Raw genomic sequence first — 25,824 nt, 5'->3', positions numbered from 1 at the left:
GCGGGTAATATTAAATAATTGCGGCAATAAGGCCTGCGTGGCGTAGTCGGTTGCGCTTATGGTAAACACACCTTTATAAGTTTGCGGACTAAACAGCTCGGGCTCTAATAACGATTCTAATTGCTTTAAAATATGATTAATAGGCGCCTTGAGTCCTTGCGCTTTAGGAGTAGCAACCATGTTATTGCCTTGGCGAATAAACAAGCGATCGTCAAATAAGTCTCGTAGCTTTCGTAGTTGCTCACTAATAGCTTGTTGCGTTAACCCCATTTTTTTGGCTACTTGCGAAAGATTTTGCAGTTCTAATAAGCTACTGAGTACTCTTAACTGTTTTATATCGAGCCGACTAATACCATTCATAATTGTATGCTGCACAAAAAAGTGTTGTTTCAAATTGTATCTTTAAATCTCTATGCTGCCAATGTTGCTTAACCACTATTTAAGCCTTTGTTTGCTTTATAAGAGAATTTAAAATGAAATCAGAATTAGTTAATACCGCCCCTTTATTCTCATCAATTGAGCTTGGCCCTTTTACACTCAAAAACCGTATTGTGATGCCACCTCTTACTCGCTCTCGCAGCACTCAGCCTGGCAATATTCCTAATGAATTAATGGCTGAGTATTATGCGCAGCGGGCATCGGCTGGTTTTATGGTTACCGAAGGCACACAAATAGAACCTCGTGGACAAGGTTACGCTTGGACCCCAGGTATTCACTCGCAAGCACAAATTGAAGGCTGGAAAAAAGTAACACATGCAGTACATGCTAAAGGCGGTGTTATTTTTGCTCAGCTTTGGCATGTAGGGCGCGTATCGCACACCACGCTACAACCAAATTCAGGTAAACCGGTTGGCCCTTCAGAGATTATTGCTGACAATGTAAAAGTATTTATTGAAACCGCACCTGGTGAAGGCGCATTGGCTGAACCAAGTGAGCCCCGTGCACTAAGTACTACTGAGGTTGGCAAGCTGGTAAACATGTATGCGCAAGCTGCACGTAATGCTCTAGAAGCAGGCTTTGATGGCGTAGAGCTTCATTGTGCTAACGGGTATTTAGTTAATCAGTTTATTTCTGAACATACTAATAACCGTGACGATCAATACGGTGGAACGCTTAGTAATCGCCTGCGCTTTTTAAAAGAGATAGTTGAAGCGGTAAGTGACGTTGTAGGCTCTGATCGTTTAGGTGTTCGCTTTGCTCCTTTATTTGAAAGCACAGATGAAACACGAGTGTATCTAGGACTTGTTGAATCAAACCCTCATCATACTTATGTACAAGCCGTTAAAGTGCTTGAGCAAGCTGGCATTGCTTACTTATCAATAGCGGAAGCTGATTGGGAAAATGCTCCTGATTTACCACAAGAATTTTATAAAGCAGTACGAGCTGAATTTTCAGGTCGCATTATTTATGCTGGTAAATACACAGTAGAAAAAGCGGTACGTATTTTAGGTGAAGGTTACGGTGACTTATTTGCATTTGGTCGCCCATTTATAGCTAACCCTGATTTACCAGAGCGTATAGCGAATAATTGGACGTTTAACGAGGCCGATGCAGCCACTATGTATGGCGGTACTGAAGTAGGTTATAGCGACTATCCTTTTTATCAAAAGTAGCCAACCTAAACTCTAAACGATATATGGAATTGGTATAGAACCAATACGGTTTTATAACAGGTAGCTTAATTAAGCTACCTGTTTTGAGGTAAGAAAAGGTGTTGATAACACTGCTGAATTTGTTATTAGTTGTTCTCGACAATTGCTCTTTCATTTCTCTACCTTCTGCATTTATGCAGCCATATATCAGTCATTTTTTAATAGAGTTAGCGTTAGATTGAATCTCTCAAATTGATTAAGTATTACTGCGGATTGGTATTAGCGTCAAGAATAGTAAAGATAAGTAAAAGGGTGTAAAGCCTCCCTACAGTTGCCCCTATATGCAGTTGGCATTCAGTTTCAAACGTCAATACTAGCCATGTTAACCACAAACGAGGCAATATTATGAAACTTACATTTATACTACCTGCACTATTAGTTATGGGCACTTTATCTAGTTTTGCATTTGCAGCACCACATGATAGATATGCAAAGCAAGAATATAAAAAGGTTCAGCTAAAACGAGAACTGAAAAAAATTAACCAAACTAAGGTAATCAAGTATGTTCCAGTTAAAGTTGTTAAAAGAAACGTTAATAACACAGCATTTGTTAAAGTTAATACCATAACGTATCACCCTAGCCTTAAATTTATTAAAAGATAAATGCGCACTTTAAAATATAAAGTCATGTTTGCGGCAATAAACAACGCGCCGCAAACTTAGCTTTTTACACCACTTAAACTCTATTATTGGTATTTTCCCATCTAAAAATGCACGGAAATAACGTTTTCTAAGCACAACAAAAAAGTCCAAATACATAATTTAATAGCAATATTATTAAAATATCTCTCGTAATACCCCCCTTAAAAAGAACAGAATTACCCTTAAAAATCGTCAAAAACTAGATATTATGTCAAGAACCGTCAGTAAAATGTAAAAAGCTGTAAGCATAGCTCCGTTTGCTGTTGTATGTCAGTTAACATTCAGTTTGAACCGCTAGTATTGAACCCAGTTATGTAAAAACATAAACGAGGCAATACTATGAAACTTACTTTTTTACTACCTGCACTGCTCGCCATTGGCGCAGTATCAGGCTCTGCGCTTGGAGCACAAAACGAGCGAGAGAATGATAAAAGCTTTAAACGTGACCACGACAAACGTGTTGAATATAAACGCGATGAACGCCGCCATGAAAAAAAGCAGCGTATTGAGCATAAAAAAGAAAAACGAGAAGACCGTAAGCAAGAAAAACGTAAACTTGCTAAGTACAAGCAGGAAAAGCGTGAACAATACCGCTACAACCAGCGCAAATATAACTACTTAACAAACCATAATAATTCAGTCGCTTACAGACAAAATCGATTTATAAACCATTTACCACGCAATAGCGCATCGATTAGATTTAATGGTATTTCGTTTACGTTTAACGACGGCCTTTACTACCGTAAAGCTAAAAGAGGCTACCACGTAGTTACGCCACCTAGAGGCCTGCGTATAAATACGCTACCAAGAAATTACAGGCATTTTAAGCATCACAATACCACCTACTACACATATCAAAACGTGTATTACGTCGCAAATAATGACGGTTATACAGTGGTTGATGAGCCACCAACCCGTCTTAATCAGGCAATAAAAGTGGGTAATGTGAATGATTATAGCTTGGGCCAAACTTACGATTCATTGCCTCAGGCAGCACAGGCCGTAATAATTAACTCGCAGCAGTATTTTAAATACGGCGATATTTATTTTTTACCGCAAATAAGTGGTGACGACATAAAATACCTTGCTATCAAGCTAGGTTAAATCCGCTATAAATTAAAAGGCCTTGCTACCAATAGCAGGGTCTTTTTCATTTCCCCTGTAGGTAGTAACTTAAAGCAATAAAATCAATTCCCTCTCTAAGCATTAACATGTCTTAGTATTTGTAAGCTTTTTTGCTAAACTAGCTCGCATATTAATAGTGAGAGTGTATTTATGTCGGGTGAGTTTCCACGTGCTGGTTTTTGGCGCCGTTTTGCGTCGTTAGTTTACGATACGTTAGCCATTATTGCGTTTGCGATGTTAACTGTAGTGCTGTATTTATTTGCAGTACAAGGGCTTATTTCTCTCGATGTAATTAGTTTAAATGGCGCAGAGGATGTATCTGCCTTTATTCAAAATTCAAATCTTCTTTCGGGTATTCGTACCGCTCTTTTAATTATTGTTACCTTAGTATTTTTTGGCTACTTTTGGACTAAAAGCGGGCAAACCATTGGCATGCGTGCATGGCGTTTAAAAGTACAAACTATTGAGGGTAATTTAATTAGCTGGCCACAATCAATTATCCGCAGCGTTAGCGCTTTACTCGGTTTAGGTAATTTGGTGGTGTTAGTAGATTTTAAAAACAAAAAAGCACTGCAAGATTACATCTCTAAAACAGAAGTTATTGCACTTACTAAAGAAGAAAACAGACGTATTTATAGTGAGCTTGATTAATACCAACTTTTCAAATCGTGAGTTAAGCGATAGTTAAGCGGTAGTTAAGCGGTAGTTAAGCGGTAATTAAAAAGCAAAAAGGGTGACCAGTGGTCACCCTTTTTCATGCTTTGAATAGGTAAATCTATACCCGTTTATTCATCAAATATGTCGCAAAGCCTATGAATATAATACTGGGCAATACCGCCCCTATAATGGCAGGTATTTGGTAAACCATAACGACAGGGCCAAATATTTCATTAGTTAAGTGAAACACAATCCCCGTTACAACACCCATAATAATACGTGCGCCCATAGTAACGGTACGTAGTGGGCCAAATATAAACGAGAGCGCCACCAGCAGCATTACCGCAACAGATACTGGCTGCATCAACTTACGCCATAGAGCAAGCTCATAGGTACTTGTGTCTTGTTCGTTTTGCTCTAAGTAACTTAAATACGACCAAAGCCCAGTAAATGAAAGTGACTCCGGTTTTACCGAAACAACCCCTAACTTTTCAGCTGTGAGCTGCGAAGGGTAAAACTCTTCTGGTAATTGCTCTGTTGTGGTTTTTTCGCTAGTAATAATAACCTTATTTACGTCACGAAGTAGCCAGCCTTCTTTTCGGCTCAGTGCATCTCTTGCTTTAGTAATTTGGGTAAGCTCTAGCGATTTATCAAAGTGGTACATGTGTACCCCGTTGAGCCTGCCGTTTTCATCAACATCTTCAATATTAATAAAATTATTGCCGTCTTTAGCCCATACACCTTTTTGTGTATTAAACACATCGCCGCCATGTATTGCTTGGTTTCGCATTTCTTTAGCGTGTAATTGCGCTTCAGGTGCACCCCATTCGCCAAGTGCCATCATGCATACAGCCATAAATATGGCCGTTTTCATCACTGAACCAATTATTTGTAAGCGCGACATACCAGCGGCTTGCATCACTACCAGCTCACTGTTTGAGGCAAGTGCCCCCAAACCCGTTAAGCCACCAATTAGCGCGGCCATCGGAAAAAACACCACTAAATCGCCAGGTATTGTGTAAAGCGTGTAAAGCATTGCGGTCATTAAGTCGTAACTGCCGCGCCCTACCGACTTTAACTGGTCGATAAATTTAATTAAGGTGCTAATACCAACAAGTACCAACAATGCAAAGCCGGTAGTTTGTAAAATACTGCGGCCTAAATACCAATCAAGCGTTTTCATCATGAGCCTAACTCCCGCTTAGTTACAACGGCTTTAAGCCAAGCGCCCAGTGGTCGCCCTTTTATAATTAATAACCCACCTATAAACAGGGCACTTAGGTGAATCCACCACAAGCCGATTGAAGGCGGGATTTTGCCATCTTCAACTGCAAATTTAGCGGCATTTAGTAAAATAAAGTAGCCTAAGTACAAGCTAATAGCAGGCACTAGTTTTGCAAATTTACCTTGGCGAGGATTAACCACACTTAGCGGCACTGCCAGTAAGGTAAGTAGTGGGATTGATAACGGAATAGCGAGTCGCCATTGCCATTGAGCAATAGATTCAGGAGTGTTTATAGCCAATAATTGGTTAGTTGGCACAGCCTCTAATTTACGGCGTTGATGCTCTATTTCTTGTTCTCGTATTTGTACGCTGTAACCGTCAAATTCTGTTAAATTAAGTGCAGGCGTTGTGCCGTCTGTTTCGTAACGTTTACCGTCTGTTAGTACTAGCTGTTGCTCACCATTTACGGCCTCAACCACAACACCTTGCTGTGCATATACTAAGCGCGCTAGATTGCCTTTTTCGCTATCAGGTAACTGTGCAACAAATACCTTATTGAGCTCTTTGCCGCCTTTTTCAATATTATGAATAAACACCACGGCTTTTTCGTTACCGGTTTCTTGGAACCGCCCAGCTCTGAGTGCAGATAACCCTGCATCGGCTTTGGCTTGTTCTTTCAATTGATACTCTTGCTCGCTTGCCCACGGCGCTATATACATAGTCAATGCAGCGGCTAATATGGCAAGCCCAACGCTTGATATAAGCGTTACGCGCACAACATACCATTCACTTACGCCACAGGCTTTAAGGACGGTCATTTCGCTATCGGCGTAAATACGGCTGTAAGCCAAAATAATGCCTAAAAATATACTCAGCGGAAGTATTAGCGAGGCTAGTTGTGGAAGCTTTAGTGCAATCATCGATAGCACTAATTTAGCAGGAATGCTGCCCTCAGAGGCATCACCTAAAATACCAACTAACTTTTGTGACAAAAATATTGTCATTAAAGTTAAAAATACGGCGACCTGCGATTTTAAAACCTCAGCGGTCAAATAACGGAAAATTAGCAATGCTCGCCCCTGTTAAACATGGAATTTCACTACGATAGTGAGAATTGAATAGTTAAATAGCTATTTTACCCAATTAATACCGGCAAATAGGCTATTATTATAAGCCATCAAATTTAATTATCCTACCTAAGTGCACGATATAATGTTGCATTAGTAGCCCTTAAGCATATAAAGTTCAATTACACAGTAAGAGTCTAGCAAAATCAGCTAAAATAAGAATTATCCTTACATAAGTTACGTAGATAAGACTAGAAAATACTTTTTTAGCCCCAACTTACTAACTTAAATGACTCAAAATCAGGAGTGACAATGGAATTTAACGTAAAAAGTGGTAGCCCAGAAAAACAGCGCAGCGCATGTATTGTGGTTGGCGTTTACGAGCCACGTAGGTTATCCCCCATTGGTGAACAACTCGATAAAATTAGTGATGGCTATATCTCTAATTTACTTCGCCGTGGCGACTTAGAAGGTAAGCCAGGCCAAGTTTTATTATTGCATCATGTACCCAATGTATTAAGCGAGCGCATATTGCTTGTAGGTTGTGGTAAAGAGCGCGAGCTTGATGATAAGCAATATAAACAAATTATTTCTAAAACTATTAATACTTTAAACGAAACAGGCTCTATGGAAGCAGTCTGCTTTTTAACAGAGCAACACGTTAAAGGTCGCGACACTTACTGGAAAGTTCGTCAAGCAGTAGAAACAACGCAAGATTGCTTATATACGTTTAACCAATTAAAAAGTAAAAAAGTAGACCCTCGTCGTCCACTTCGTAAAATGGTGTTTAACGTACCAACACGACGCGAACTAACGATTGGCGAAAGTGCCATTGAGCATGGTTTAGCCATTGCTGCAGGTAGTAAGCTGTGTAAAGACGTGGCTAATATGCCACCAAATATTTGTAACCCAGTGTACTTAGGCGAGCAAGCACAAGAGTTGGCAACTAATTTTGACAACATCACTGTTGATATTATTGGCGAAAAGCAAATGGCAGAACTAGGCATGAATTCTTACCTAGCTGTTGGCCGAGGTAGTGATAACGAATCAATTATGTCGATTATTAACTACAAAGGCGCCGCTGACGACCAAGCCCCTATTGTACTTGTTGGTAAAGGCTTAACGTTTGACTCAGGCGGTATTTCATTAAAACCAGGCGAAGGCATGGACGAAATGAAATACGACATGGGCGGCGCTGCAGGTGTTATTGGCGCAATGCGTGCACTTGCACAAATGCAATTGCCAATTAACGTTATTGGTGTTTTAGCTGGTTGTGAAAATATGCCTGGCTCAAACGCGTATCGCCCAGGTGATATTTTAACAACAATGTCGGGGCAAACAGTTGAAGTGTTAAACACCGACGCTGAAGGTCGTTTAGTATTGTGCGACGCACTAACGTACGTTGAACGCTTTAATCCAGATACGGTTATTGACGTAGCAACACTTACTGGCGCTTGTATTGTAGCCCTTGGCGCGCATGCGACTGGTTTACTATCAAACCATAACCCACTTGCACACGATTTATTAAAAGCGTCTGAGCAAAGTGGCGACCGCGCATGGCAGTTACCGTTATGGGATGACTATCAAGATCAGCTAGAAAGCCCATTTGCTGACTTTACAAACTTAGGTGGACGCTCTGCGGGTACTATTACTGCGGCATGTTTCTTGTCTAAATTTACTAAAAAGTATCATTGGGCGCATTTAGATGTTGCCGGTACAGCGTGGCGCAGTGGCGCTAAAAAAGGCGCAACGGGTCGACCTGTACCAATGCTTACTCAGTATTTATTAAATAGAGCTGGCGTAAGTGAAGCCGCTCAAGATTAAACACACTGTTTAGCTATTTATAAGGCGCCATTTGGCGCCTTATTTATTTGTGTATTAATTGAAGCAAACCCCGTTATATGGCAAAATCTGCCTCTTAATTTATGTATATCAATTTGGTATACATTCAATGTCATGGGAAACCCCGATACAATGAACATGAATGCTAAATTTTTCGTTCTAAAGCAACAAGATGAGTCTAAAGCGAAGGCTGACGATCATTTTGCTTTGGCTGCTCAAATTGCGGCCGATCAGTATCGAAATGGGCAGCGTGTGTTTATTTGTGTTAACGATAACGAAGCTGCCTGTGCCATTGATGAAATAATTTGGGCATTCGATCCAGATAGTTTTGTGCCACATAATTTACAAGGTGAAGGCCCTAAAGGCGGCGCACCTGTAGAAATTGGTATTACGCCACCTGTTGGCAATCGTAAAGTTTTAATTAACTTGGCTACTCAGTTACCGGATTACATTCGTCGGTTTAACCAAGTTTTTGATTTTGTACCCGTAGAAGCAGCGGCTAAACAAGCAGCCCGCGAGCGTTTTAAAAAGCTACGCCAACTCGGTGCCAATCTCACCACGCAAGATATTAATAGCTAGCCAATCAGGCAAACTAACCAACTAATTTAAGTACTTATTTAAGGTTCTGTGTAATGGATAAAACCTACAATCCGCAAGATATTGAACAGTCTCTATATCAAGACTGGGAACAAAAAGGCTACTTTAAGCCATCTGGCAAAGGCGTACCATATTCAATTATGATCCCGCCGCCAAATGTCACTGGTAGCTTACACATGGGCCACGCCTTCCAAGATACAATAATGGATACCCTAACGCGTTTTAAACGTATGCAAGGTAACAACACATTATGGCAAGTAGGTACTGACCACGCAGGTATTGCAACGCAAATGTTAGTTGAGCGTAAACTGCATGCCGAAGAAGGCAAAACACGCCACGATTTAGGCCGCGAAGATTTTATTAATAAAATCTGGGAATGGAAAAAAGAATCGGGCGGCACTATCACTAAGCAACTTCGCCGCCTTGGCGCATCTGTTGATTGGGATCGTGAACGTTTTACAATGGATGATGGTTTATCTGAAGCTGTTAAAGAAGTGTTTGTACGCCTTCACAAAGAAAACCTAATTTACCGAGGCAAGCGCCTAGTAAACTGGGATCCAAAATTACACACGGCTATTTCTGATCTTGAAGTTGAAAACAAAGACAAGCAAGGCCACATGTGGAACTTACGTTACCCACTAGCTGATGGCGTTACAACGCAAGATGGAAAAGACTACATTGTAGTAGCAACTACGCGTCCAGAAACCATGCTTGGCGACTCGGGTGTTGCAGTAAACCCTGATGACGAACGCTACATAGATTTAATCGGTAAAGAGATTTTATTACCTATCGTTAATCGTCGTATTAAAATTGTTGCTGACGAACATGCCGATAAAGATAAAGGCACGGGCTGTGTAAAAATAACCCCAGCGCACGACTTTAACGATAACGAAGTGGGCAAGCGTCATCAAATGCCGATGATCAACATTTTCGATAAAGACGCCGCTATTTTAACCCAAGGTGAAACATACACCTTTGACGGTAAAGAGCTTGAGTTTGATGCGCCAATTCCTGAGCGCTTGCGCGGGCTTGATCGTTTTGCAGCGCGTAAAGCAATTGTGGCAGAATTTGAAGAACTAGGCCTACTTGAAAAAATTGAAGACCATGGTTTAACGGTTCCTTACGGCGATCGCTCTGGCGTGGTAATTGAGCCACTACTTACCGACCAATGGTATGTACGTGTTGCACCACTTGCTGAACCTGCAAAAGACGCTGTTAAAAATGGCGATATTCAATTTGTACCTAAGCAATACGAAAACATGTACTTCTCGTGGATGAACGACGTACAAGATTGGTGTATTTCACGCCAGCTTTGGTGGGGTCACCGTATCCCAGCTTGGTACGACAATGAAGGTAACGTATTTGTTGGTCGCGACGAAGCTGAAGTACGCCGTGAAAACAACATTGCAGATAGTGTAACACTAAGCCAAGACGAAGACGTACTTGATACGTGGTTCTCATCAGCGCTTTGGACGTTCTCTACACAAGGTTGGCCAGAAAATACCGATGATTTAAAAACCTTCCACCCGTCTGACGTGTTGGTAACTGGTTTTGATATTATTTTCTTCTGGGTTGCGCGCATGATTATGATGACGCTGCACTTTGTAAAAGACGAAAATGGCAAACCACAAGTCCCGTTTAAAACTGTGTATGTAACTGGCTTAATACGTGACGACAATGGCGATAAAATGTCTAAGTCAAAAGGTAACGTACTTGACCCACTAGACATGATTGACGGCATTGAACTTGAAGACCTAGTACAAAAACGTACTGGTAACATGATGCAGCCAAAACTTGCCGCTAAAATCGAAAAAGATACGCGTAAAGTATTTGCAGGCGGTATTGAAGCACACGGCACCGACGCCCTTCGCTTTACCCTTGCTGCAATGGCATCTACCGGTCGTGATATTAACTGGGATATGAACCGCCTTGAAGGTTACCGTAACTTCTGTAACAAATTATGGAACGCGAGCCGTTACGTATTAATGAATACAGAAGAGCAAGACTGTGGTTTTGCAAACGGTGCTCAAACGGAGCTTTCATTAGCTGACCGCTGGATTTTAGGTCAATATGAAGCAACCGTTAAAACCTACACAGAGCATTTAGATAACTACCGTTTTGACTTAGCTGCTAACACACTTTACGAATTCACTTGGAACCAGTTTTGTGATTGGTACTTAGAGCTAACTAAGCCGGTATTATTTAAAGGTAATGAAGCGCAGCAACGTGGTACACGTAATACACTTATTACCGTACTTGAAAGCTTACTGCGTTTAATGCACCCAATGATGCCATACATCACTGAAACTATTTGGCAGCGTGTTGCACCACTTGCAGGCCTTGAAACAGCAAACACCAGCATTATGGTTCAGCCGTTCCCTGTATATAATGAAGCAAGCGTTGATGCTAAAGCAATGGACGACTTAGAGTGGGTTAAACAATTCATTTTAGCTATTCGTAATATTCGTGGTGAAATGGATATTAGTCCAAGTAAACCACTTAGCGTATTACTTGCTAATGCATCGAGCGACGACGTGCGACGCATTGAAGAAAACAAATCATTTTTAGCATCACTTGCAAAAATTGAAGAGTTTACAATGCTTGAAAACAAAGACGATGCACCAGCATGTGCCACGTCTTATGTTGGCAACCTTGAGATCATGATCCCAATGGCGGGCTTAATTGATGTGGAAGCCGAGCTTTCGCGTATTAATAAGCAACTCGAAAAAGCAGAAAAAGGCCTAGCACAAGTGCAAAACAAACTCGCTAACGAAAAGTTTGTAAACAACGCACCAGAAGCTGTACTTGCTAAAGAAAATGCAAAACTAGCTGAGTTTAGCGATGCTAAAACTAAGCTACTTGAGCAAAAAACTAAAATAGAAAGTTTATAAGCTTTCATAAAATGCCTATTAACACTATTTAATAGGCATTAAAAAAGCCGCTCACTTTAATTAAAGTGAGCGGCTTTTTTGTGCCCTGTGATTAACCACAAGACACTTCTACATTAAAACTTGTAGTTGTACTGAGCACCAACTAGTACTGCGTGACCTTTAGATTCAAAAGCCCACTGACTACCTGAGTCATCAGTTTCTGTAAACGTTTGTGTTTTACCACGGATAATACTCACACCAAGATCAACATTAGAGTTTTGATCAATTGTGTAGTTACCACCAAACGAGAACCAGAAACGGTCTGTATCAGGAATAGAGATTGATAAGTGCGTTTGTGATACCGGCGACTCATCAAATGCAACACCAGCACGAAGTAGTATGTCTTCATTTAACTGGTAATCAGTACCTACTGAGTAGCGGAAAGAGTCAGAGAAGTCTTCTGTTTTTTCAAAACCTTGCTCTGGTGGTAAACCAACTTCAGCTTCTAATTTGTCAAAGCTACTCCATCCAGTCCATAGTACGCTGTAGTGTAAACCTAACTTTTCATCTAACTGATGTGAACCAGAAAATTCAGCGATAGCGGGTAGAGTAATATCAACAGAACCTGAGCGCTCAGCGATACCACGTGCAGCGCTTGAATAAGTTCCTTCAAATGTTATATCTGTTTCTGTACGATAATTAAAACCAAAACGGCTATTTTCATCAAGTTGATACATTAGGCCAACATTTAAGCCGTAGCCAGTATCATCACCCTCAAGATCAACAACGTTCGTTGAACTTGGAACGCCAAAAGGGTTTACACCTATTTTTCGAACTATAGTTGCATCAGCATAAATTACATTTAGGCCAACACCAAAACTAAACTGCTCAGTTACTTTATAGGCAACACTTGCATTCATATTAACTGTAAAAATCTCAGTCTCACCCGCAATCTGGCCTGCGGCGTAGTCATCATTAAATTTAGTTGACAAACCAAAGTTAGAAAATGCACCAAAACCAAGCGATACTTTATCGTTGTAAGGCATAGTAAAGTAAGCTGCTGGTACCACTGCACTTGGTGCAATGCTATCGTCATCTAATGAAGATTGATCAATACCAGTTGGCGCGCCTTCACCTTCTAAGCTTACATCTGGGATTACGCCAATAGCAGCAACACTTAGTTGCTTTTCTTTAAATAAAGTCATTAGTGCAGGGTTACGTGCAACTACAGACGCGTCGTCTGCGATAGAAGCTTCACCAGCGTATGCACGGCCTAAACCCGATGCATTTTGCTCTGATAATTGAAACGCAGCTGCAAAGCTATCAGCTGAAACAAATGCAAGCGAAGCTGCAATAAGAGTTTTAGAAAATTTCATTGTTGAGTCCTTAACCAAACTGACTGTCTGGGTACTATGTGTGTTGTTATTAGGATTTAAAACTTGGCTACACTACCTTAATTTTTTGTAAAAAACTCTATGAAAGTGTCAAAAAACAGCAAAAAAACCGGTTTTTAACCACATTTTAACGACAAATTAACGGTAATTTAAAACTCATCGGACTAGAAGCGTGGTATTAGAGCAAACACTCTAAATGTAATTAATTATCATTTAGATTGACTTGAAATTAGTAGCAACTTACACTCATTATAAAATCGCAATGGAAGTAAAACTGTGATCATTTTATTTATTATTACAGGGCTAATATTTTGTGGGGCGAGTGTGTTTTGCTTTTACAAAGCAAACTACTGCGCATGTACTCAAGCAGGACAATGCGATAACCCCGTAAACCATTATTGGCTAGGGGCAATGTTAAATGCGTTAATATCTTTAGCGCTGTGTTGTTTTGCATTGCACGTAGAGCTAGGCACTTTGTTATGGTTAACACTGATGGGAAATTGCTTTTTGGGTGCGTTTATTTCTGCAAAACAAACTAAAAAAAGGCAATGCAGTAAAACTAGTTCAACAAATGCTCTTTTAGCAGGCGAGACAAATTAATCTGATAATCTAAGGGCTTAACACTTGATAGTATTTTAAGCTCTTGGGTGTGCTCACTTAAATCGATGTCTTTCGGTGTAACATGATGATTGTGCTTAGCATTATAAAATAGCTTAATTTTAGGTTTAATAGGATTTAATACGTTCCCTTCAAGCACTAAAGCTAAACGTTCATTCGTTAATTTTACAATAGTTCCTACTGGATGAACCCCTAAACACTTTATAAAACGCTGTACTAACTCACCATCAAACAATTGCTTATTGGCTAATAAGTACCGCAATGCGTTGATTGGTTCATCACCATCTTGATGCATTCTATCGGCAGTCATTGCATCGTACACATCTACAATTGCCATTATACGCGCTGGACGACTTAACTTCTCTGCCTGTAGGCCTCGCGGATAACCAGAGCCATCTAAGCGCTCATGATGATTCACTATCATATCAAGCATAAGGGGTGTTATACCCTTCTCGCCTTTAACTAAACCCAAACCTTGCGCTACATGCTTTTTAATCGCTAAGAGCTCATTATTAGTAACCTTAGTTGGCTTTGAAAATATACCCTGCGGTAATTTAGCTTGGCCTAAATCATGAAGTAACGCGCCCATGGCAAGCTCTTGCACAACAGCCATTTTGTACCCTAAGTATTTAGCAAATACAGCGGTAAAAATGGCGCAGTTGATCATATGCCGCCAGTTATAGCTGTGTTTATCTTTTATACGAGTAAGAATAGTCATGGCGTTGGCGTTACGAAAAACTGAGCTGACTATTTCGCTGGCTATTTCATCAAGCACTTTTATATTAACACTCAGGCCAGATGTTAAGTCACCGTATAACGACTGTAGCTTTCGGCCATGCTGATCGTAATTGACACTCGCTTTAGCAAATTCTTGTTCAATTGAGATTGCTATAGGTGTTTTTTCGGCTTTTTGCTGGCTATTAGATGTTTTAGGTTTGCTTTGAGGCTTATATTTGGCAGGAACTGGGGCATCACCTTTAGCAAAATCTATAAGCAGCTCAAGCACCCCTTCGGAAACTAAACGCTTAATAATAGATCTATCGCGCACTAAGCCACTGGTCTTAATTTTTATGCTATTGATCCCTTCATGTTGCTTAGTAACGCTATCAACATACATACCAGGAGTAAGCTCAGACACGGGCAAAGTAATTAGCATAAAGGCGGGATTTTTCTATTAAGGAATATGTACCTTAAATAGCATTAATTAAGCCTAAAAGTCTAGTTTTTGAGTTGTAAGTAGTTATATATAACTAAAACCATTATTTACAGCCCTATTAGAGCTGCACTGTAATTCTGATTATTTTACTTTTTAATAATTAAACGCTTTCATCTCAACTACACTAAATTGCTTATCACTAAAAAGCAGGTGATTTAGCTATAAAATTTATCTAATCATTATAAAAAAGCGAACTTTATTAACCTTTCTTGAACATAATATTGTTTTGCCTCGGTCTCAATATACACAGCACTTAATAACAACTGCTTTAAATTCTTAAGAGTACTAATATATGACAAAACTAAACCACCCCGTATCAAACCTAAGTGTGGCTGCAATAAACACAGCCTCGCCTTTGGGTCATATATTAAAAGTAGCCGCTCCACTGCTCGATAGCTTACTAGGTATAAATAAACTGCGTGATATATACCTCTCTAATAATTTATCGGGTTTAGATAAGCAGAAGTTTAGTGAAAAGCTTTTAAATGTATTGGGTATTAATGTACTTGGCGCACAAGGTGTTATTAACAAAATACCTAAGCAAGGCCCTTGCATAGTAGTATGTAACCACCCTTATGGCATGATTGAGGGCGTAATAATTGCTAAATTACTCACCCATTATCGTAGCGATACTAAAGTAATGGCTAACGTTGGTTTAAAAATATTTACAGAAATTAAAGACTATTTTATTTTTGCCAATCCGCTAAAACCAAAAGCAGCCATTAACACCAGTGCAATTAAACAGTGTTTTAAACATGTAAATAACGATGGTTTACTTGTGGTTTTTCCTGCTGGCAGGGTTTCGTTTTTTCAATCAAAAAAACAACGTGTAACCGACGGTCAATGGAATCGCTTAGCGGCTCAACTAGCCTTAAAAACACAAGCCCCTTTATTACCTGTGTTTATTAGTGGTCAAAATAGCCCTATGTTTTACAATTTGGGACGTATTTACTACCGATTTAGATTATTAATGCTAATACGTGAATTACTTAAAATTCAAAAAAGGTCCATTAATTTAGGTGCTGGTAATTTACTTACACCTAAGTTATTAAATAAATTTGAGAAAACTGACGACATTAACGATATTGCGCGCCTGCTTTGCTATTTAAACGATGAACGCTTTGTAACACCTTGGCAAGACGATGCCCAATCAATGCAACTAAAAGCGATTATGCAGGATGTTGATAAAACAAAAATGACGAGTGAACTTGCTAGCTTACCAAGCGAGCAGCACTTATTAGACTTTAAAAGTTACTCCGTTTATTACGGTTATCAAGATCAAATACCTAATTGTGTTGCTGAAATAACACGCCTTAGAGAAATAACCTTTCGTACATTGAACGAAGGAAGCGGTGAGCCATGTGATACCGATAAGTTTGACGCAAGCTACATGCATTTATTTATTTTTGATCATAAAAATGAAGAGATCATTGGAGCTTATCGAATTGGACAAACTGATTTATTACAAAAAAATAGCGACGTGAGCGCCCTTTATTTATCGCAAATGTTTAATTTTGAACCCTCTTTTATTAATCAACAACAGCCGTGCTTGGAAATGGGTCGCTCGTTTATAGTTCAAAAACATCAAGGCAGTTACCATGGCTTATTACTGCTATTTAAAGGGATCGGTGCGTTTATGGCGCAAAACCCACGTTATAGGACTTTATATGGCACGGTTTCATTAAGTAAGCTTTACGACCCTCGTTCTGTCGCAATTATTGACCATGCAATGGTTAATAATAAACAAGGTGTTAGCGCCAATACGCCTTTTAATAATAAAATTCATCCAGAGTTTGAAGACTTCATTATTGATCACACGTTAAACATAGATCATGTATCAACATTGGTTATGGGAATAGAAGAAGATAAAAAAGACATACCGATTTTATTAAAGCAATATCATAAGCTAGGCGCTCAATTTCATTGTATGGGAATTGACAGTAACTTTAATCACACCCCAGGATTACTTTTAAGTGTGCACCTACCAAGTGCGCCTGAAAAGCTACTTAAACTCTACCTTGGTGATAAAAAAGATGATTATATAAATCACTCATAATTTTCACCTGCTGTATTAATACTGCAGATGAAAATAGAGCAACAAAAAAGTCGACGCAACTAATTGCGTCGACTTTTTTAGTTATGTAACAGCTATAAAAATATTTAGTTAAGCTGCAGCCACTTTTAAACAACTAATGCTGCTAATGAGCTGAGACTGCTTATCAAAATAATTAAAGCGTATAGTGTTACCAACTTTAATATGGCTAATACTGACTGTCATTGCATCTTCTCTTTGCATATTTACACCATATTGGCCTTGATCAGCTTTGCTGTAATGAAATGCTAAAAACTGCTCACTTGCAGGATATCTTAAGTCAATAAATTGCTTAAATTGTTGTTTACGCTTTTGTGTAACTGTTTCTAGCTCAACGCCAGATGACGTTGCAAGCGATTCAACTTGGCAATCGATTAATTGTTTTGAGTCCCATCGAACAAAAGCGATGTGACCATTATTTAGCGATAATTTATCCGGAAAAATACACAATTTAAAAGGCGCGTAACCCGATAAATCCATATTTTTTAATTGAGACAATGCAGGGGTATTATTGCTTAGTAAATGCGGGATTAAGAGGCCTCTGCTGTGCTTTACGGCATTTATATCAAATGCACTTTGATAATCGTTTAATAAAGCTAATGTTTGCCCCCAATGCGATACACCAAGCCAAGTACCACCCCCTTGCGGATCGATAGGGTAAATTGCGTTACCTGTGTGCTTACTCGGGGCGATTGCCATTTCTCGCGTTTTTTGTTCATCACGATTAAAAAACAACTCGTAGCCATCATCAGTTAGGAAGTAACTTAAAGTGCACATATTAACTTTGCAGTGATTTTAATTGGCTTTGTTGGCTTTTTTCTCTCAAAAAAGTGGCTGTACTTGGTGCTAACCCAAAGTTCTGGTCGAATGATGCTTTTTGTGCAAAGGTAATTTGTGAAATCATCGCATAGTGATGTACTGCATGGCTTCCTACAAATATAAGCTCTCGTGCTAATGAGGTTGTTACAGTTTGTACATTTTTACTTTTAATTGATACTTCGCTTGAAAGTAACAGCGGTTTATTAAAATCATCTGTACTTAGCTGTTCAATCCACGATGCTATCTCTGCAATTTTTTTTATAGCTTCACAGGGGTTACTTTCAATATTGCTGCCGCGTAGGCGACTATCGTAATCAATATTATTTATACCAAAGCCCGTCATTAAAGATTGGTAATGATCGATAATGTGGCGCATATGTGACCCAGCTGAACTAATGAAATTAGGAGCAACGATTTGCGAATAATCCTCTTTAGTTACACTTTCAAGATAAGCATGTCCTTGAGCGAGTATTTCTAACTGACTATTTAACATTGAATCGGTTTTCCTCATTTATAATTTCGTCGTATATGCATACATAACGTTAGATAACATTTTGAATAATGCAATTTTGCATTGTATAAATAACTAGAAAGCTGTTCTTACAATAAAATTTCAAAATTTATGCAGTAATACATTTTTAAATATAAAAGTAATTAATGAGAAGCTAGATAATATAGAGGGGAATATTAGTAGATGTAAAAGCAAATGGCGCTCTCGGTAGGGATCGAACCTACAACTCAGCCTCCGGAGGGCCACGTGATATCCATTTCACCACGAGAGCACATTTGTTGCCGCCACACCAACTCGCGATATCAGTGCTTTAGCATCAGCAATGATAAAGAGATCTTTAAATAAATACCAGTAACATCAGCTTATATGCTTATTAATTAAACTCTTTTAAATAAAACACTTCACAATGGCTTAAAAACACGCTATTTATTCTTATTGAATAGGAAACAGTAACGGTTTAGTAACATTGAAACTATGATTGTCGCTGTGCGGATGGATTTAATACGAGGAAATAATGATGAGTTTAATGTCTACTGAGCAAGTTGCTGAGTTTTTAGGTGTAAAAGTAGAGCGTGTAAAACGCCTCTCTAGAGAAAGTTTATTAATTGCTAAATCAGAAGATGAAAATGGTGAACCACAATTTGATACAGCCGAAGTAACAAAATACAAAGAGCTCGCCGAGCGCTTTGGTGGTCTTTAACATCTATAAAAAAGTATTATTAACGAGTTTAGTTAGCTGCGCGCGTAACATTACAGATTTACTAGTTATGCTGCGCTCTTCATACCAGCCAATACATAACACTAAAAAAAACAGCTTATAGTAATTCAGCTTATCCATTGAAGGATTAAACGTTTTTGTTTTATCGATACTATTTTTATAGTTATTTAACAATGCGCTTTCACTGCTCTTATTAAGATTAAAGCTCACTGCAAGGGCTGCCAAATCAAAATACACATCATTAGTTTGTGCATATTCAAAGTCAATTAAATACATGCCTGAAGCATTTACAATAATGTTATCTTTTACTAAGTCGTTATGACAAAAGCCTCCATTAAATGACATAGCTGCAACGGCTTTGAGTGCCTTCTCTATTTGAGGTTTATATTGCGTATAGACGTCGGTGCTTTGATAAAAATGAAGCTCTTTAGCTATATCCATTGGCGCGGTAGATACTTTGTAATTGTGCACTTGAGCAAGTTTATTAATAAAGCTAAGCGTTATATCCGATTGCGCGCTCTTGCCTTCAATATAATTAAATACCGCACGACCGTTTTCTTTATCAAGCCAAATAGGCGCAGGACATATATTAAAGTTACTTAAAAAGCGCTGCGCTTCAAGGCCGTCACTTGGCCAATGGCTTTTATAACACTTTAACAAATACCCTTGTTGCTCGGTACGTATTAAAAAATTATCGTTACTAAAGCCATTAAGTAATCGCTCGCTTGAAACAATGCTTGTAGGCTCTATAAACGCACTACACATTTTTACTAACTGAGTATGCTCAATCATTGATTAAAGCTGTGCTAGAGGCTTAGCTTGGCTTTGTTCGTACTCTTCGTACCAAGTTTTAAAGCCCCACGCTGCCATAATGGTATAAAATATAAAGAGTGCTAGCGTTGGGTAATAGCCTTTTTCGTAATATAAATACATAGAAGCGGCATCTATTACAATCCAGTACAGCCAGTTTTCGAGGACTTTCTTAGCCACTAAGTAAGTAGTTACTACGGCAAAACACGTTGTAAAACTATCAAGATAAGCAAAATCGGCATGAGTATAGTTTTGCATAACGTAACCAATAACTATTGCAGCTACGGTTGTTAAACTAATTAAAACAGCATGACGGTTTATCGACCACGATGTAATATTTAAATTTGCAGCTTTGCCTTTACGCCATACAACCCAGCCAAATACAGCCATATACATATAATAAAAATTAAGTAATGACTCCATAAGCAATGCGCCATTCCAGTACATTATTGTATAAATGAGCGTGCTAAAAAATGCCGCGGGCCAACACCATAAGCTTTCTTTTATTGCTAATAATAAATAAGCCATCGACAACCCTACCGCAATATATTCCCAATGCGACATTGCTGTAAAACCACTTAAGGTTTGTGTTAAAAAGTCCATATTATGCAGTTACCGTTTAGTTGTGCCGATTGTTATACCAATCTGCTTATATACGGGGTCTATTTAACGTTAAGAAAATTACGCTAGAACTAGGCAAAAATTTTTGTATCTAGTTGTTCTAAATAAAAAATTTTTAACGACGTTATAGTGCAATTTAATTCGTTAAATTGATCAAAGATTTATGCAGGTTGGTATTATAGGTTATTCAGGCGATAAGTCGCCAGAGAGAAACTTACATACAAAAATAGCTTTACCAAATTCTTCATATGAACGTTTAATTTCGGTATTTAACACCTGCATTACTAAATCGTAATCACCAAAAATTTGCGTTGATAACGTGTTAGTAATCACTTTTAAATCATCGTATTCGTTTAATCTGTCAATAAAGCCCTGAATAAACGGGATATAATCTTGGTGAAGTGGGTATTTACTGATCTCTACTGATAATTTCATTTTTGACTCTTTATTTTAATTACCGATTACAACAAGTCATTCAATGCTAGAGCCGTTATTAAATACAGTGTAAAATCGCTGCAACACTCAATTGAAATGAGCTTAATATGGCACGTAGAATAACCTACAAATATAAAAACGAACCGCGCGAGATTAATTTCGCTAAAGATAAATACCACGACATGTATCAAGCAATTGCTGCCGCCGAAGGTATTGATCTGACTAATTACTTAAGCATGGTACAGCAAATAGAAATGACCTCAAAAGGGTCTGCTTCTGTTCGTAACTTTCGCGACCAAGAATTTGCCCGTATGGGCTTTAGCGACGTTTACTTTATAAAAGAGTAAATACCGCTTTATAGCTGTATTAACGCTGATACTCATAACTTACGCGCGGTGTAATATTACATAATAGCTCGTAAGGGATAGTATCAGCGCACAATGCTATTTCTTCAACTGGTAGCTCAGGGCCCCACATAGTGACTCTGTCGCCCACTTTAATATTGTGCTCATTAGCGCCTATATCTACGCTAATCATATCCATAGCAACACTGCCAACAATACCATAACGCTGCTTACCAATTATTACTGGTGTGCCCTCTTTAGCGTGCCGAGGATAACCATCGCCATAACCCATAGCCACAACAGCTAATTTGGTTGGTTTATCGCTTTTCCAACGACCACCATACCCTACCGCCTCATTCGCTGGTACATTACGCACCGCAATTACGCGCGTAGTTAAGCGCATAACAGGCTTTAACTTGTGTTGTTGCCCAATACTATTTGCCATTGGTGATACGCCATATAGCATAAGCCCAGGGCGCACCCAATCACCATGGCCGCTCGGCCACGCGATAATACCAGCAGAATTTGATAAACAATGTGCTTGGTCAATACCATTCACTAAGTTATCAAATAACGTGATTTGTTGAACCGTTTTGGCATTATCAACATCATCAGCACACGAAAAGTGGGTCATTAAATTAACGGTATTTTTGGCGTTAGGTGTTTTTTGTAAGCGGTTATAAAACTCTTCAAACTGCTCTGGTGCAATACCTAGTCGATGCATACCTGTATTTACTTTTAACCAGCATGTTATTGGCGCATCAAGCTTTGCTTTTTCAAGCGCGGCTAATTGGTATTCATCATGAATAATAGTTTGAAAGTTATTAGCGAGTAAAATAGGTAAGTCGGCTTTGTTAAAAAAGCCTTCTAGTAAAACTATTGGCTTTGTTAAGCCCCCAGCTCGAAGGGCAAGCCCTTCATCTATACGCGCCACAGCAAATGCGTCAGCATTATTTAAATGCTGCGCAATCGTTACTAAACCATGCCCGTAAGCATTTGCTTTTAGCACCGCCATTACTTTGCTGTTAGGTGCAAAGCACTTAACTTGCGCTAAATTATGCGCAAGTGCAGCTAAATTAATTTCAGCAGTGGCTAAGCGCATTAGTAATCGTCATCTACCGCTGGTCCCGCGTAATTATCAAAGCGAGAAAATTGACCTTGGAATGTTAAACGCACTTTACCAATTGGGCCGTTACGTTGTTTACCTATGATAATTTCGGCAATACCTTTGTCAGTACTGTCTTCGTTATAAACTTCATCACGGTAAATAAACATGATTAAATCGGCATCCTGCTCTATCGACCCCGACTCACGTAAATCTGAGTTAATAGGACGTTTATCGGCACGTTGCTCTAGCGTACGGTTAAGCTGCGAAAGCGCAACAACCGGACATTTTAGCTCTTTTGCTAGTGCTTTAAGTGAACGTGAGATTTCAGCAATTTCGAGCGTTCGGTTATCAGCAAGGCTTGGTACACGCATTAACTGCAAGTAATCGACCATGATCATACTAATGCCACCGTGGTCGCGGGCTATACGCCTTGCACGTGAACGAACATCGGTAGGTGTTAAGCCCGATGCATCATCAACGTACATTTTACCTTTTTCCATCAACAAGCCCATTGTTGATGAAAGTCGTGCCCAATCGTCATCATCTAATTGACCAGTACGTACCTTAGTTTGGTTAATACGGCCAAGAGACGCTAACATCCTCATCATAATTTGTTCTGAAGGCATCTCTAGAGAGTAAATTAATACTGGTTTGTCTTGAGTCATTGCAGCATGTTCTGCAAGGTTCATCGCAAAAGTGGTTTTACCCATTGATGGACGCGCTGCAACAATAATTAAGTCAGAAGGCTGTAAGCCCGTCGTCATTTTATCAAGATCGGCATAACCTGTACTTACACCCGTAACACCATCTTGTGGTGATTGATAAAGCTCTTCTATTTTATCAACGGTTTTTTCAAGGATGCTATGAATGCTTTGCGGGCCTTCATTATTTTTTGTTCGTTGCTCAGCTATTTTAAACACTTTGCTTTCGGCAAAATCGAGTAAGTCGTGACTGGTACGTCCTTCGGTATTAAAACCCGCTTCTGCAATTTCGTTCGCTACGCCAATCATTTCACGTACAACAGCACGTTCGCGTACAATACTTGCGTAAGCGTCAATGTTAGCAGCACTTGGCGTGTTTTTAGCTATTTCTGCTAAATAAGCAAAGCCACCAATTCCTGCCAGTTTATTATTTTTTTCTAAACTTTCAGAAATAGTGATTAAATCTATCGGATCGCCAATCTCAGCAAGTGCCGTCATCGCCTCAAAAATTAACTTGTGCGTGCGGGTATAAAAATCCTGTGATACAACAAGCTCCGCTACGCGGTCAAAAGCTTGGTTATCAAGCATTAAGCCACCTAAAACAGATTGTTCAGCTTCTATTGAATGGGGAGGAACTTTAAGTGTATCGACTTGCTTATCTGGTTTGGCCATAACTTCACAGTAGTAAAATTGAATGGCTCTATTCTATCGACTTGAAGGGGCTGTGCAAATAGAAAAGCAGGAAATCTTTTCCTGCTTTTTGTAATCGTGAAGGTGAATGAGCGTTATTTAATACGAAGCTCTATGCGTCCACTAATTGTATCCATTTCAACATTAGCATTACCGCCATTAATGCTAAATTCTAAATCACTGGCTGGGCCGTATTTAGCTTTACTGACTTTATCGCCAGTAACTTTATTAATGATTTTGCCATTAGCGTGCGCTTTAATTTCAAAATTTGCAGATACGCTGTCAGGAAAGTAAAAATCACCATCGCCACTTACCGATTCAAAACGTACATCACCGCCTTTTAAAAGCTCTTTAATATGTACTTCGGCTTCGCCATTCACCGTGTTAATACGTAAGTTTTTAATTGACGATAGCGTAAAATCTATATCGCCATTTACATTTTCAAGGCGCACATCATTGGCACTTGAGGTTGATTTAATATCGCCATTAACAGCGCTAAAACGTAGTTCACCACTTGATTCTCTATCGTTAATTTCGCCATTTACGGTTTCAAATTGAATATTCCCACTTAGGTTTTCTGCATTTACATCGCCATTTACGGTGGTGAGCTTAATGTTGCCAGTAATATCATCTACCGTAATTTCGCCATTAACCACGTCAACTTCAGCGCCATTTTTTAGCTCTTTCGCAGTCACCGATACATTAACGCCAGCAAATTCTAAACTACTGCTTTTAGGCATAAATATGGTTAGGCTTGAGCCATCGCCATTATTACTCCAATTTGATTTACGTGGCATTTTTACAATAAACTGAGTTTTATCGCCATTTATTTTAAGCTCATAACCCTCGGCTTTGTCATCAAGCTCGCCAGATACTTTAAATTCGTTTTTATCCCAGCCTGTAATATGTATATCACCGCGTTGGTTTTCAATAAAAATAGTGCCGCCACTTGGTACGTCTATTTGCTTATCTATTTTTTCACCCGCTAATACTGCCAACGGAAATAAGCTCAGTCCTAATAAAATCGCTTTCATGTCGTACTCCTAAATGTGCTGCCAACGTGGCGCGTGCACCTTGTTAATTAAATCAAGTTGTTGTTGATATACTTGCGCTAACATTGTTAGTAGCGCTTGGTTTTGTGGCTCATTTTCAAGAACTTGCTTTATTGCTTGCTCTGCGTTTTCAAGCTCTTGTAGCTGCGTTTGCCAGTTAGTGGTCAATGCTTCTTTATTTTCATATTCAACCAACAAACTGTTTTTTTGCGCCGAAAAGTAATCACTTATAGCCACTACGGGTTGTGGCTCGGGCGCTATAACAAATAGATTTACAGCAATTAAAGCAGCTAATGTGCAGGCAGCTATTGCTGTTAGTTTTGGCCAAATAGCAGTGCCTTTTAGGTCCTGCTTATTACTAACCATTGCTCGCTCAATTCCCGCCCACAGGTCTTTTTGTGGCGTAATGTCTTTATCAAGCGTGTTTAATGACTCATTTAAATAGTCGTCAAAATTTGGTTTATTCATTTTCATACCACTCTTGTAGTAGCTGCCTAGCACGATGATATTGCGATTTACTTGAACCAACAGCCATACCTAATTGCTCGGCTATTTCCTCGTGCCTGTAACCTTCGATTGCAAATAACACAAACACCATACGTGCGCGCTCAGGAAGCCTTACTATTAATTTATCGAGACCATTTAAGCCTTTGCAGTCATTAGCTGATTGCTCATCCATACCGCAGTGTTCAATGCTCACTACTTTTTGCAGCCAATTTTTTTGCTTGCGTAAGTAACTAATTGCTACATTACTGGCAACGCTGTAAAGCCAAGTAGAAAACTGCGAGCGACCGTCAAATTGCGCTATTTTACGCCATACCTGTACAAACACTTCTTGGGCTGCATCTTCAGCATGCGCTTGGTCCGCTAATAAGCGTAAACATAAACCGTAGACTCGTTTTATATGTAACTCATAAAGCGTTGTGTATGCGCTTTGATCACCTGATTTAACACGCTCAATGAGTTTAGCTTCGCATAAAGGCGTTTGTTCGGGTTTAGCGTGTAACATCCGTTATGT

At 39.3% G+C, this 25,824-nt stretch carries 26 protein-coding genes and 1 tRNA gene; 11 read left to right on the top strand and 16 right to left on the bottom strand.

The genetic code is table 11. From position 1 onward, the window contains the following. Nucleotides 1-393, bottom strand: a 393-nt coding sequence (locus tag L659_RS0104395) for a LysR family transcriptional regulator (RefSeq protein WP_196812460.1), incomplete at its 3' end; no start/stop codon positions are given. 80 nt (nt 394-473) lie between these two features. Between L659_RS0104395 and L659_RS0104390 the strand changes: the two genes are divergently transcribed. From L659_RS0104390 to L659_RS0104375, 4 genes are all read left to right on the top strand, one after another. Next, a complete protein-coding gene (locus L659_RS0104390) occupies nt 474-1,613 on the top strand; it encodes an alkene reductase (RefSeq protein WP_024589718.1) in 1,140 nt (379 codons plus the stop codon). 384 nt (nt 1,614-1,997) lie between these two features. Next, a complete protein-coding gene (locus tag L659_RS0104385; protein ID WP_024589717.1) occupies nt 1,998-2,255 on the top strand; it encodes a hypothetical protein in 258 nt (85 codons plus the stop codon). A gap of 378 nt (nt 2,256-2,633) precedes the next feature. Further along, nucleotides 2,634-3,398: a DUF6515 family protein gene (locus L659_RS0104380; RefSeq protein WP_024589716.1), complete on the top strand. Its 765-nt coding sequence runs from the start codon at nt 2,634-2,636 to the stop codon at nt 3,396-3,398. A gap of 171 nt (nt 3,399-3,569) precedes the next feature. Next, nucleotides 3,570-4,070 carry an RDD family protein gene (locus L659_RS0104375; RefSeq protein WP_024589715.1) on the top strand — a complete coding sequence of 167 codons (501 nt, stop codon included), beginning with the start codon at nt 3,570-3,572 and terminating at the stop codon, nt 4,068-4,070. A gap of 124 nt (nt 4,071-4,194) precedes the next feature. Here the strand turns inward: L659_RS0104375 and lptG are convergent, their stop codons facing one another. After that, nucleotides 4,195-5,262 carry an LPS export ABC transporter permease LptG gene (gene lptG / locus L659_RS0104370; protein ID WP_007587278.1) on the bottom strand — a complete coding sequence of 356 codons (1,068 nt, stop codon included), beginning with the start codon at nt 5,260-5,262 and terminating at the stop codon, nt 4,195-4,197. Next, complete coding sequence (gene lptF, locus L659_RS0104365; protein ID WP_007587281.1) at nt 5,259-6,371, bottom strand: LPS export ABC transporter permease LptF; 1,113 nt, start codon at nt 6,369-6,371, stop codon at nt 5,259-5,261. Before lptF ends, lptG begins: the two co-directional genes overlap by 4 nt. 309 nt (nt 6,372-6,680) lie before the next feature. Here lptF and pepA point away from each other — a divergent pair, with 309 nt between their 5' ends. The 3 genes from pepA to L659_RS0104350 all read left to right on the top strand — a co-directional run bounded on the left by pepA (nt 6,681) and on the right by L659_RS0104350 (nt 11,698). Next, on the top strand, nt 6,681-8,192 hold the full coding sequence (pepA, locus tag L659_RS0104360) for a leucyl aminopeptidase (protein ID WP_007587283.1): 1,512 nt from the start codon (nt 6,681-6,683) through the stop codon (nt 8,190-8,192). A 150-nt stretch (nt 8,193-8,342) separates the two neighbouring features. Next, the gene (locus tag L659_RS0104355; protein WP_007587285.1) at nt 8,343-8,789 is read left to right on the top strand and encodes a DNA polymerase III subunit chi; all 447 of its coding nucleotides are present in this window, start codon (nt 8,343-8,345) and stop codon (nt 8,787-8,789) included. A gap of 53 nt (nt 8,790-8,842) precedes the next feature. Next, the gene (locus L659_RS0104350; protein ID WP_024589714.1) at nt 8,843-11,698 is read left to right on the top strand and encodes a valine--tRNA ligase; all 2,856 of its coding nucleotides are present in this window, start codon (nt 8,843-8,845) and stop codon (nt 11,696-11,698) included. A 113-nt stretch (nt 11,699-11,811) separates the two neighbouring features. Here L659_RS0104350 and L659_RS0104345 read toward each other — a convergent pair whose 3' ends face one another. Then, complete coding sequence (locus tag L659_RS0104345) at nt 11,812-13,053, bottom strand: outer membrane protein transport protein (RefSeq protein ID WP_024589713.1); 1,242 nt, start codon at nt 13,051-13,053, stop codon at nt 11,812-11,814. Nucleotides 13,054-13,347: 294 nt separating this feature from the next. On the opposite strand from L659_RS0104345, the gene L659_RS1000000123890 reads away from it, so the two are divergent. Then, complete coding sequence (locus L659_RS1000000123890; RefSeq protein WP_024592106.1) at nt 13,348-13,671, top strand: hypothetical protein; 324 nt, start codon at nt 13,348-13,350, stop codon at nt 13,669-13,671. Here the strand turns inward: L659_RS1000000123890 and L659_RS0104340 are convergent. After that, a complete protein-coding gene (locus tag L659_RS0104340; protein WP_007587289.1) occupies nt 13,631-14,845 on the bottom strand; it encodes an HD-GYP domain-containing protein in 1,215 nt (404 codons plus the stop codon). The two genes, L659_RS1000000123890 and L659_RS0104340, sit on opposite strands and share 41 nt — an antisense overlap. 352 nt (nt 14,846-15,197) lie before the next feature. On the opposite strand from L659_RS0104340, the gene L659_RS0104335 reads away from it, so the two are divergent. Beyond that, entirely contained in the window at nt 15,198-16,961 is a 1,764-nt protein-coding gene (locus tag L659_RS0104335; protein WP_024589712.1) for a lysophospholipid acyltransferase family protein, read from the top strand. Nucleotides 16,962-17,069: 108 nt separating this feature from the next. Here L659_RS0104335 and L659_RS0104330 read toward each other — a convergent pair whose 3' ends face one another. The 3 genes from L659_RS0104330 to L659_RS0104320 form a co-directional block, all read right to left on the bottom strand. Next, nucleotides 17,070-17,774 (bottom strand): NRDE family protein, encoded by a 705-nt coding sequence (locus tag L659_RS0104330; RefSeq protein WP_024589711.1) that lies wholly within the window; start codon nt 17,772-17,774, stop codon nt 17,070-17,072. 1 nt (nt 17,775) lies between these two features. After that, nucleotides 17,776-18,309: a hypothetical protein gene (locus L659_RS0104325; RefSeq protein WP_024589710.1), complete on the bottom strand. Its 534-nt coding sequence runs from the start codon at nt 18,307-18,309 to the stop codon at nt 17,776-17,778. A 214-nt stretch (nt 18,310-18,523) separates the two neighbouring features. Further along, nucleotides 18,524-18,598: transfer RNA gene (locus L659_RS0104320), tRNA-Arg, on the bottom strand. Nucleotides 18,599-18,844: 246 nt separating this feature from the next. On the opposite strand from L659_RS0104320, the gene L659_RS0104315 reads away from it, so the two are divergent. Next, complete coding sequence (locus tag L659_RS0104315; protein WP_007587299.1) at nt 18,845-19,027, top strand: hypothetical protein; 183 nt, start codon at nt 18,845-18,847, stop codon at nt 19,025-19,027. 3 nt (nt 19,028-19,030) lie between these two features. Here the strand turns inward: L659_RS0104315 and L659_RS0104310 are convergent, their stop codons facing one another. The 3 genes from L659_RS0104310 to L659_RS0104300 form a co-directional block, all read right to left on the bottom strand. Beyond that, nucleotides 19,031-19,837 (bottom strand): phosphotransferase, encoded by an 807-nt coding sequence (locus L659_RS0104310; RefSeq protein WP_024589709.1) that lies wholly within the window; start codon nt 19,835-19,837, stop codon nt 19,031-19,033. Nucleotides 19,838-19,840: 3 nt separating this feature from the next. Next, nucleotides 19,841-20,458, bottom strand: coding sequence for a nicotinamide riboside transporter PnuC (gene pnuC / locus L659_RS0104305; protein ID WP_007587303.1), 618 nt, complete (start codon nt 20,456-20,458; stop codon nt 19,841-19,843). A 201-nt stretch (nt 20,459-20,659) separates the two neighbouring features. After that, nucleotides 20,660-20,911, bottom strand: a complete 252-nt coding sequence (locus tag L659_RS0104300; protein WP_007587304.1) for a hypothetical protein — start codon at nt 20,909-20,911, stop codon at nt 20,660-20,662. 107 nt (nt 20,912-21,018) lie between these two features. Here L659_RS0104300 and L659_RS0104295 point away from each other — a divergent pair, with 107 nt between their 5' ends. Beyond that, nucleotides 21,019-21,258: a DUF2960 domain-containing protein gene (locus tag L659_RS0104295; RefSeq protein ID WP_007587305.1), complete on the top strand. Its 240-nt coding sequence runs from the start codon at nt 21,019-21,021 to the stop codon at nt 21,256-21,258. 19 nt (nt 21,259-21,277) lie between these two features. On the opposite strand, the gene alr is transcribed toward L659_RS0104295, so the two are convergent. The 5 genes from alr to L659_RS0104270 form a co-directional block, all read right to left on the bottom strand. Beyond that, entirely contained in the window at nt 21,278-22,357 is a 1,080-nt protein-coding gene (alr, locus tag L659_RS0104290) for an alanine racemase (protein ID WP_007587306.1), read from the bottom strand. Then, the gene (gene dnaB, locus L659_RS0104285) at nt 22,357-23,736 is read right to left on the bottom strand and encodes a replicative DNA helicase (protein ID WP_007587308.1); all 1,380 of its coding nucleotides are present in this window, start codon (nt 23,734-23,736) and stop codon (nt 22,357-22,359) included. Before dnaB ends, alr begins: the two co-directional genes overlap by 1 nt. 113 nt (nt 23,737-23,849) lie before the next feature. Continuing rightward, nucleotides 23,850-24,788 carry a DUF4097 family beta strand repeat-containing protein gene (locus L659_RS0104280; protein WP_024589708.1) on the bottom strand — a complete coding sequence of 313 codons (939 nt, stop codon included), beginning with the start codon at nt 24,786-24,788 and terminating at the stop codon, nt 23,850-23,852. Nucleotides 24,789-24,797: 9 nt separating this feature from the next. Continuing rightward, complete coding sequence (locus L659_RS0104275; protein WP_024589707.1) at nt 24,798-25,280, bottom strand: hypothetical protein; 483 nt, start codon at nt 25,278-25,280, stop codon at nt 24,798-24,800. Further along, nucleotides 25,267-25,815, bottom strand: coding sequence for an RNA polymerase sigma factor (locus L659_RS0104270; RefSeq protein ID WP_024589706.1), 549 nt, complete (start codon nt 25,813-25,815; stop codon nt 25,267-25,269). Before L659_RS0104270 ends, L659_RS0104275 begins: the two co-directional genes overlap by 14 nt. Nucleotides 25,816-25,824 lie beyond the last annotated feature (9 nt).

The sequence above is a fragment of the Pseudoalteromonas sp. S8-8 genome, assembly GCF_000497875.1.
In the GTDB taxonomy this organism is placed as follows: Bacteria; Pseudomonadota; Gammaproteobacteria; order Enterobacterales; family Alteromonadaceae; genus Pseudoalteromonas; species Pseudoalteromonas arctica.
Note: the sequence above shows the minus strand (reverse complement) of the source record. Positions and strands in the feature narration are given on the sequence as shown.

Excerpts from the sequence above, each read along its gene's own strand:
- L659_RS0104390 (WP_024589718.1), top strand. The coding sequence starts at position 474 with ATGAAATCAGAATTAGTTAATACCGCCCCTTTATTCTCATCAATTGAG.
- L659_RS0104385 (WP_024589717.1), top strand. The coding sequence starts at position 1,998 with ATGAAACTTACATTTATACTACCTGCACTATTAGTTATGGGCACTTTA.
- L659_RS0104380 (WP_024589716.1), top strand. The coding sequence starts at position 2,634 with ATGAAACTTACTTTTTTACTACCTGCACTGCTCGCCATTGGCGCAGTA.
- L659_RS0104375 (WP_024589715.1), top strand. The coding sequence starts at position 3,570 with ATGTCGGGTGAGTTTCCACGTGCTGGTTTTTGGCGCCGTTTTGCGTCG.
- lptG (WP_007587278.1), bottom strand. The coding sequence starts at position 5,262 with ATGATGAAAACGCTTGATTGGTATTTAGGCCGCAGTATTTTACAAACT.
- pepA (WP_007587283.1), top strand. The coding sequence starts at position 6,681 with ATGGAATTTAACGTAAAAAGTGGTAGCCCAGAAAAACAGCGCAGCGCA.
- L659_RS0104355 (WP_007587285.1), top strand. The coding sequence starts at position 8,343 with ATGAACATGAATGCTAAATTTTTCGTTCTAAAGCAACAAGATGAGTCT.
- L659_RS0104350 (WP_024589714.1), top strand. The coding sequence starts at position 8,843 with ATGGATAAAACCTACAATCCGCAAGATATTGAACAGTCTCTATATCAA.
- L659_RS0104345 (WP_024589713.1), bottom strand. The coding sequence starts at position 13,053 with ATGAAATTTTCTAAAACTCTTATTGCAGCTTCGCTTGCATTTGTTTCA.
- L659_RS0104340 (WP_007587289.1), bottom strand. The coding sequence starts at position 14,845 with ATGCTAATTACTTTGCCCGTGTCTGAGCTTACTCCTGGTATGTATGTT.
- L659_RS0104335 (WP_024589712.1), top strand. The coding sequence starts at position 15,198 with ATGACAAAACTAAACCACCCCGTATCAAACCTAAGTGTGGCTGCAATA.
- L659_RS0104330 (WP_024589711.1), bottom strand. The coding sequence starts at position 17,774 with ATGTGCACTTTAAGTTACTTCCTAACTGATGATGGCTACGAGTTGTTT.
- L659_RS0104325 (WP_024589710.1), bottom strand. The coding sequence starts at position 18,309 with ATGTTAAATAGTCAGTTAGAAATACTCGCTCAAGGACATGCTTATCTT.
- L659_RS0104315 (WP_007587299.1), top strand. The coding sequence starts at position 18,845 with ATGAGTTTAATGTCTACTGAGCAAGTTGCTGAGTTTTTAGGTGTAAAA.
- L659_RS0104310 (WP_024589709.1), bottom strand. The coding sequence starts at position 19,837 with ATGATTGAGCATACTCAGTTAGTAAAAATGTGTAGTGCGTTTATAGAG.
- pnuC (WP_007587303.1), bottom strand. The coding sequence starts at position 20,458 with ATGGACTTTTTAACACAAACCTTAAGTGGTTTTACAGCAATGTCGCAT.
- L659_RS0104300 (WP_007587304.1), bottom strand. The coding sequence starts at position 20,911 with ATGAAATTATCAGTAGAGATCAGTAAATACCCACTTCACCAAGATTAT.
- L659_RS0104295 (WP_007587305.1), top strand. The coding sequence starts at position 21,019 with ATGGCACGTAGAATAACCTACAAATATAAAAACGAACCGCGCGAGATT.
- alr (WP_007587306.1), bottom strand. The coding sequence starts at position 22,357 with ATGCGCTTAGCCACTGCTGAAATTAATTTAGCTGCACTTGCGCATAAT.
- dnaB (WP_007587308.1), bottom strand. The coding sequence starts at position 23,736 with ATGGCCAAACCAGATAAGCAAGTCGATACACTTAAAGTTCCTCCCCAT.
- L659_RS0104280 (WP_024589708.1), bottom strand. The coding sequence starts at position 24,788 with ATGAAAGCGATTTTATTAGGACTGAGCTTATTTCCGTTGGCAGTATTA.
- L659_RS0104275 (WP_024589707.1), bottom strand. The coding sequence starts at position 25,280 with ATGAAAATGAATAAACCAAATTTTGACGACTATTTAAATGAGTCATTA.
- L659_RS0104270 (WP_024589706.1), bottom strand. The coding sequence starts at position 25,815 with ATGTTACACGCTAAACCCGAACAAACGCCTTTATGCGAAGCTAAACTC.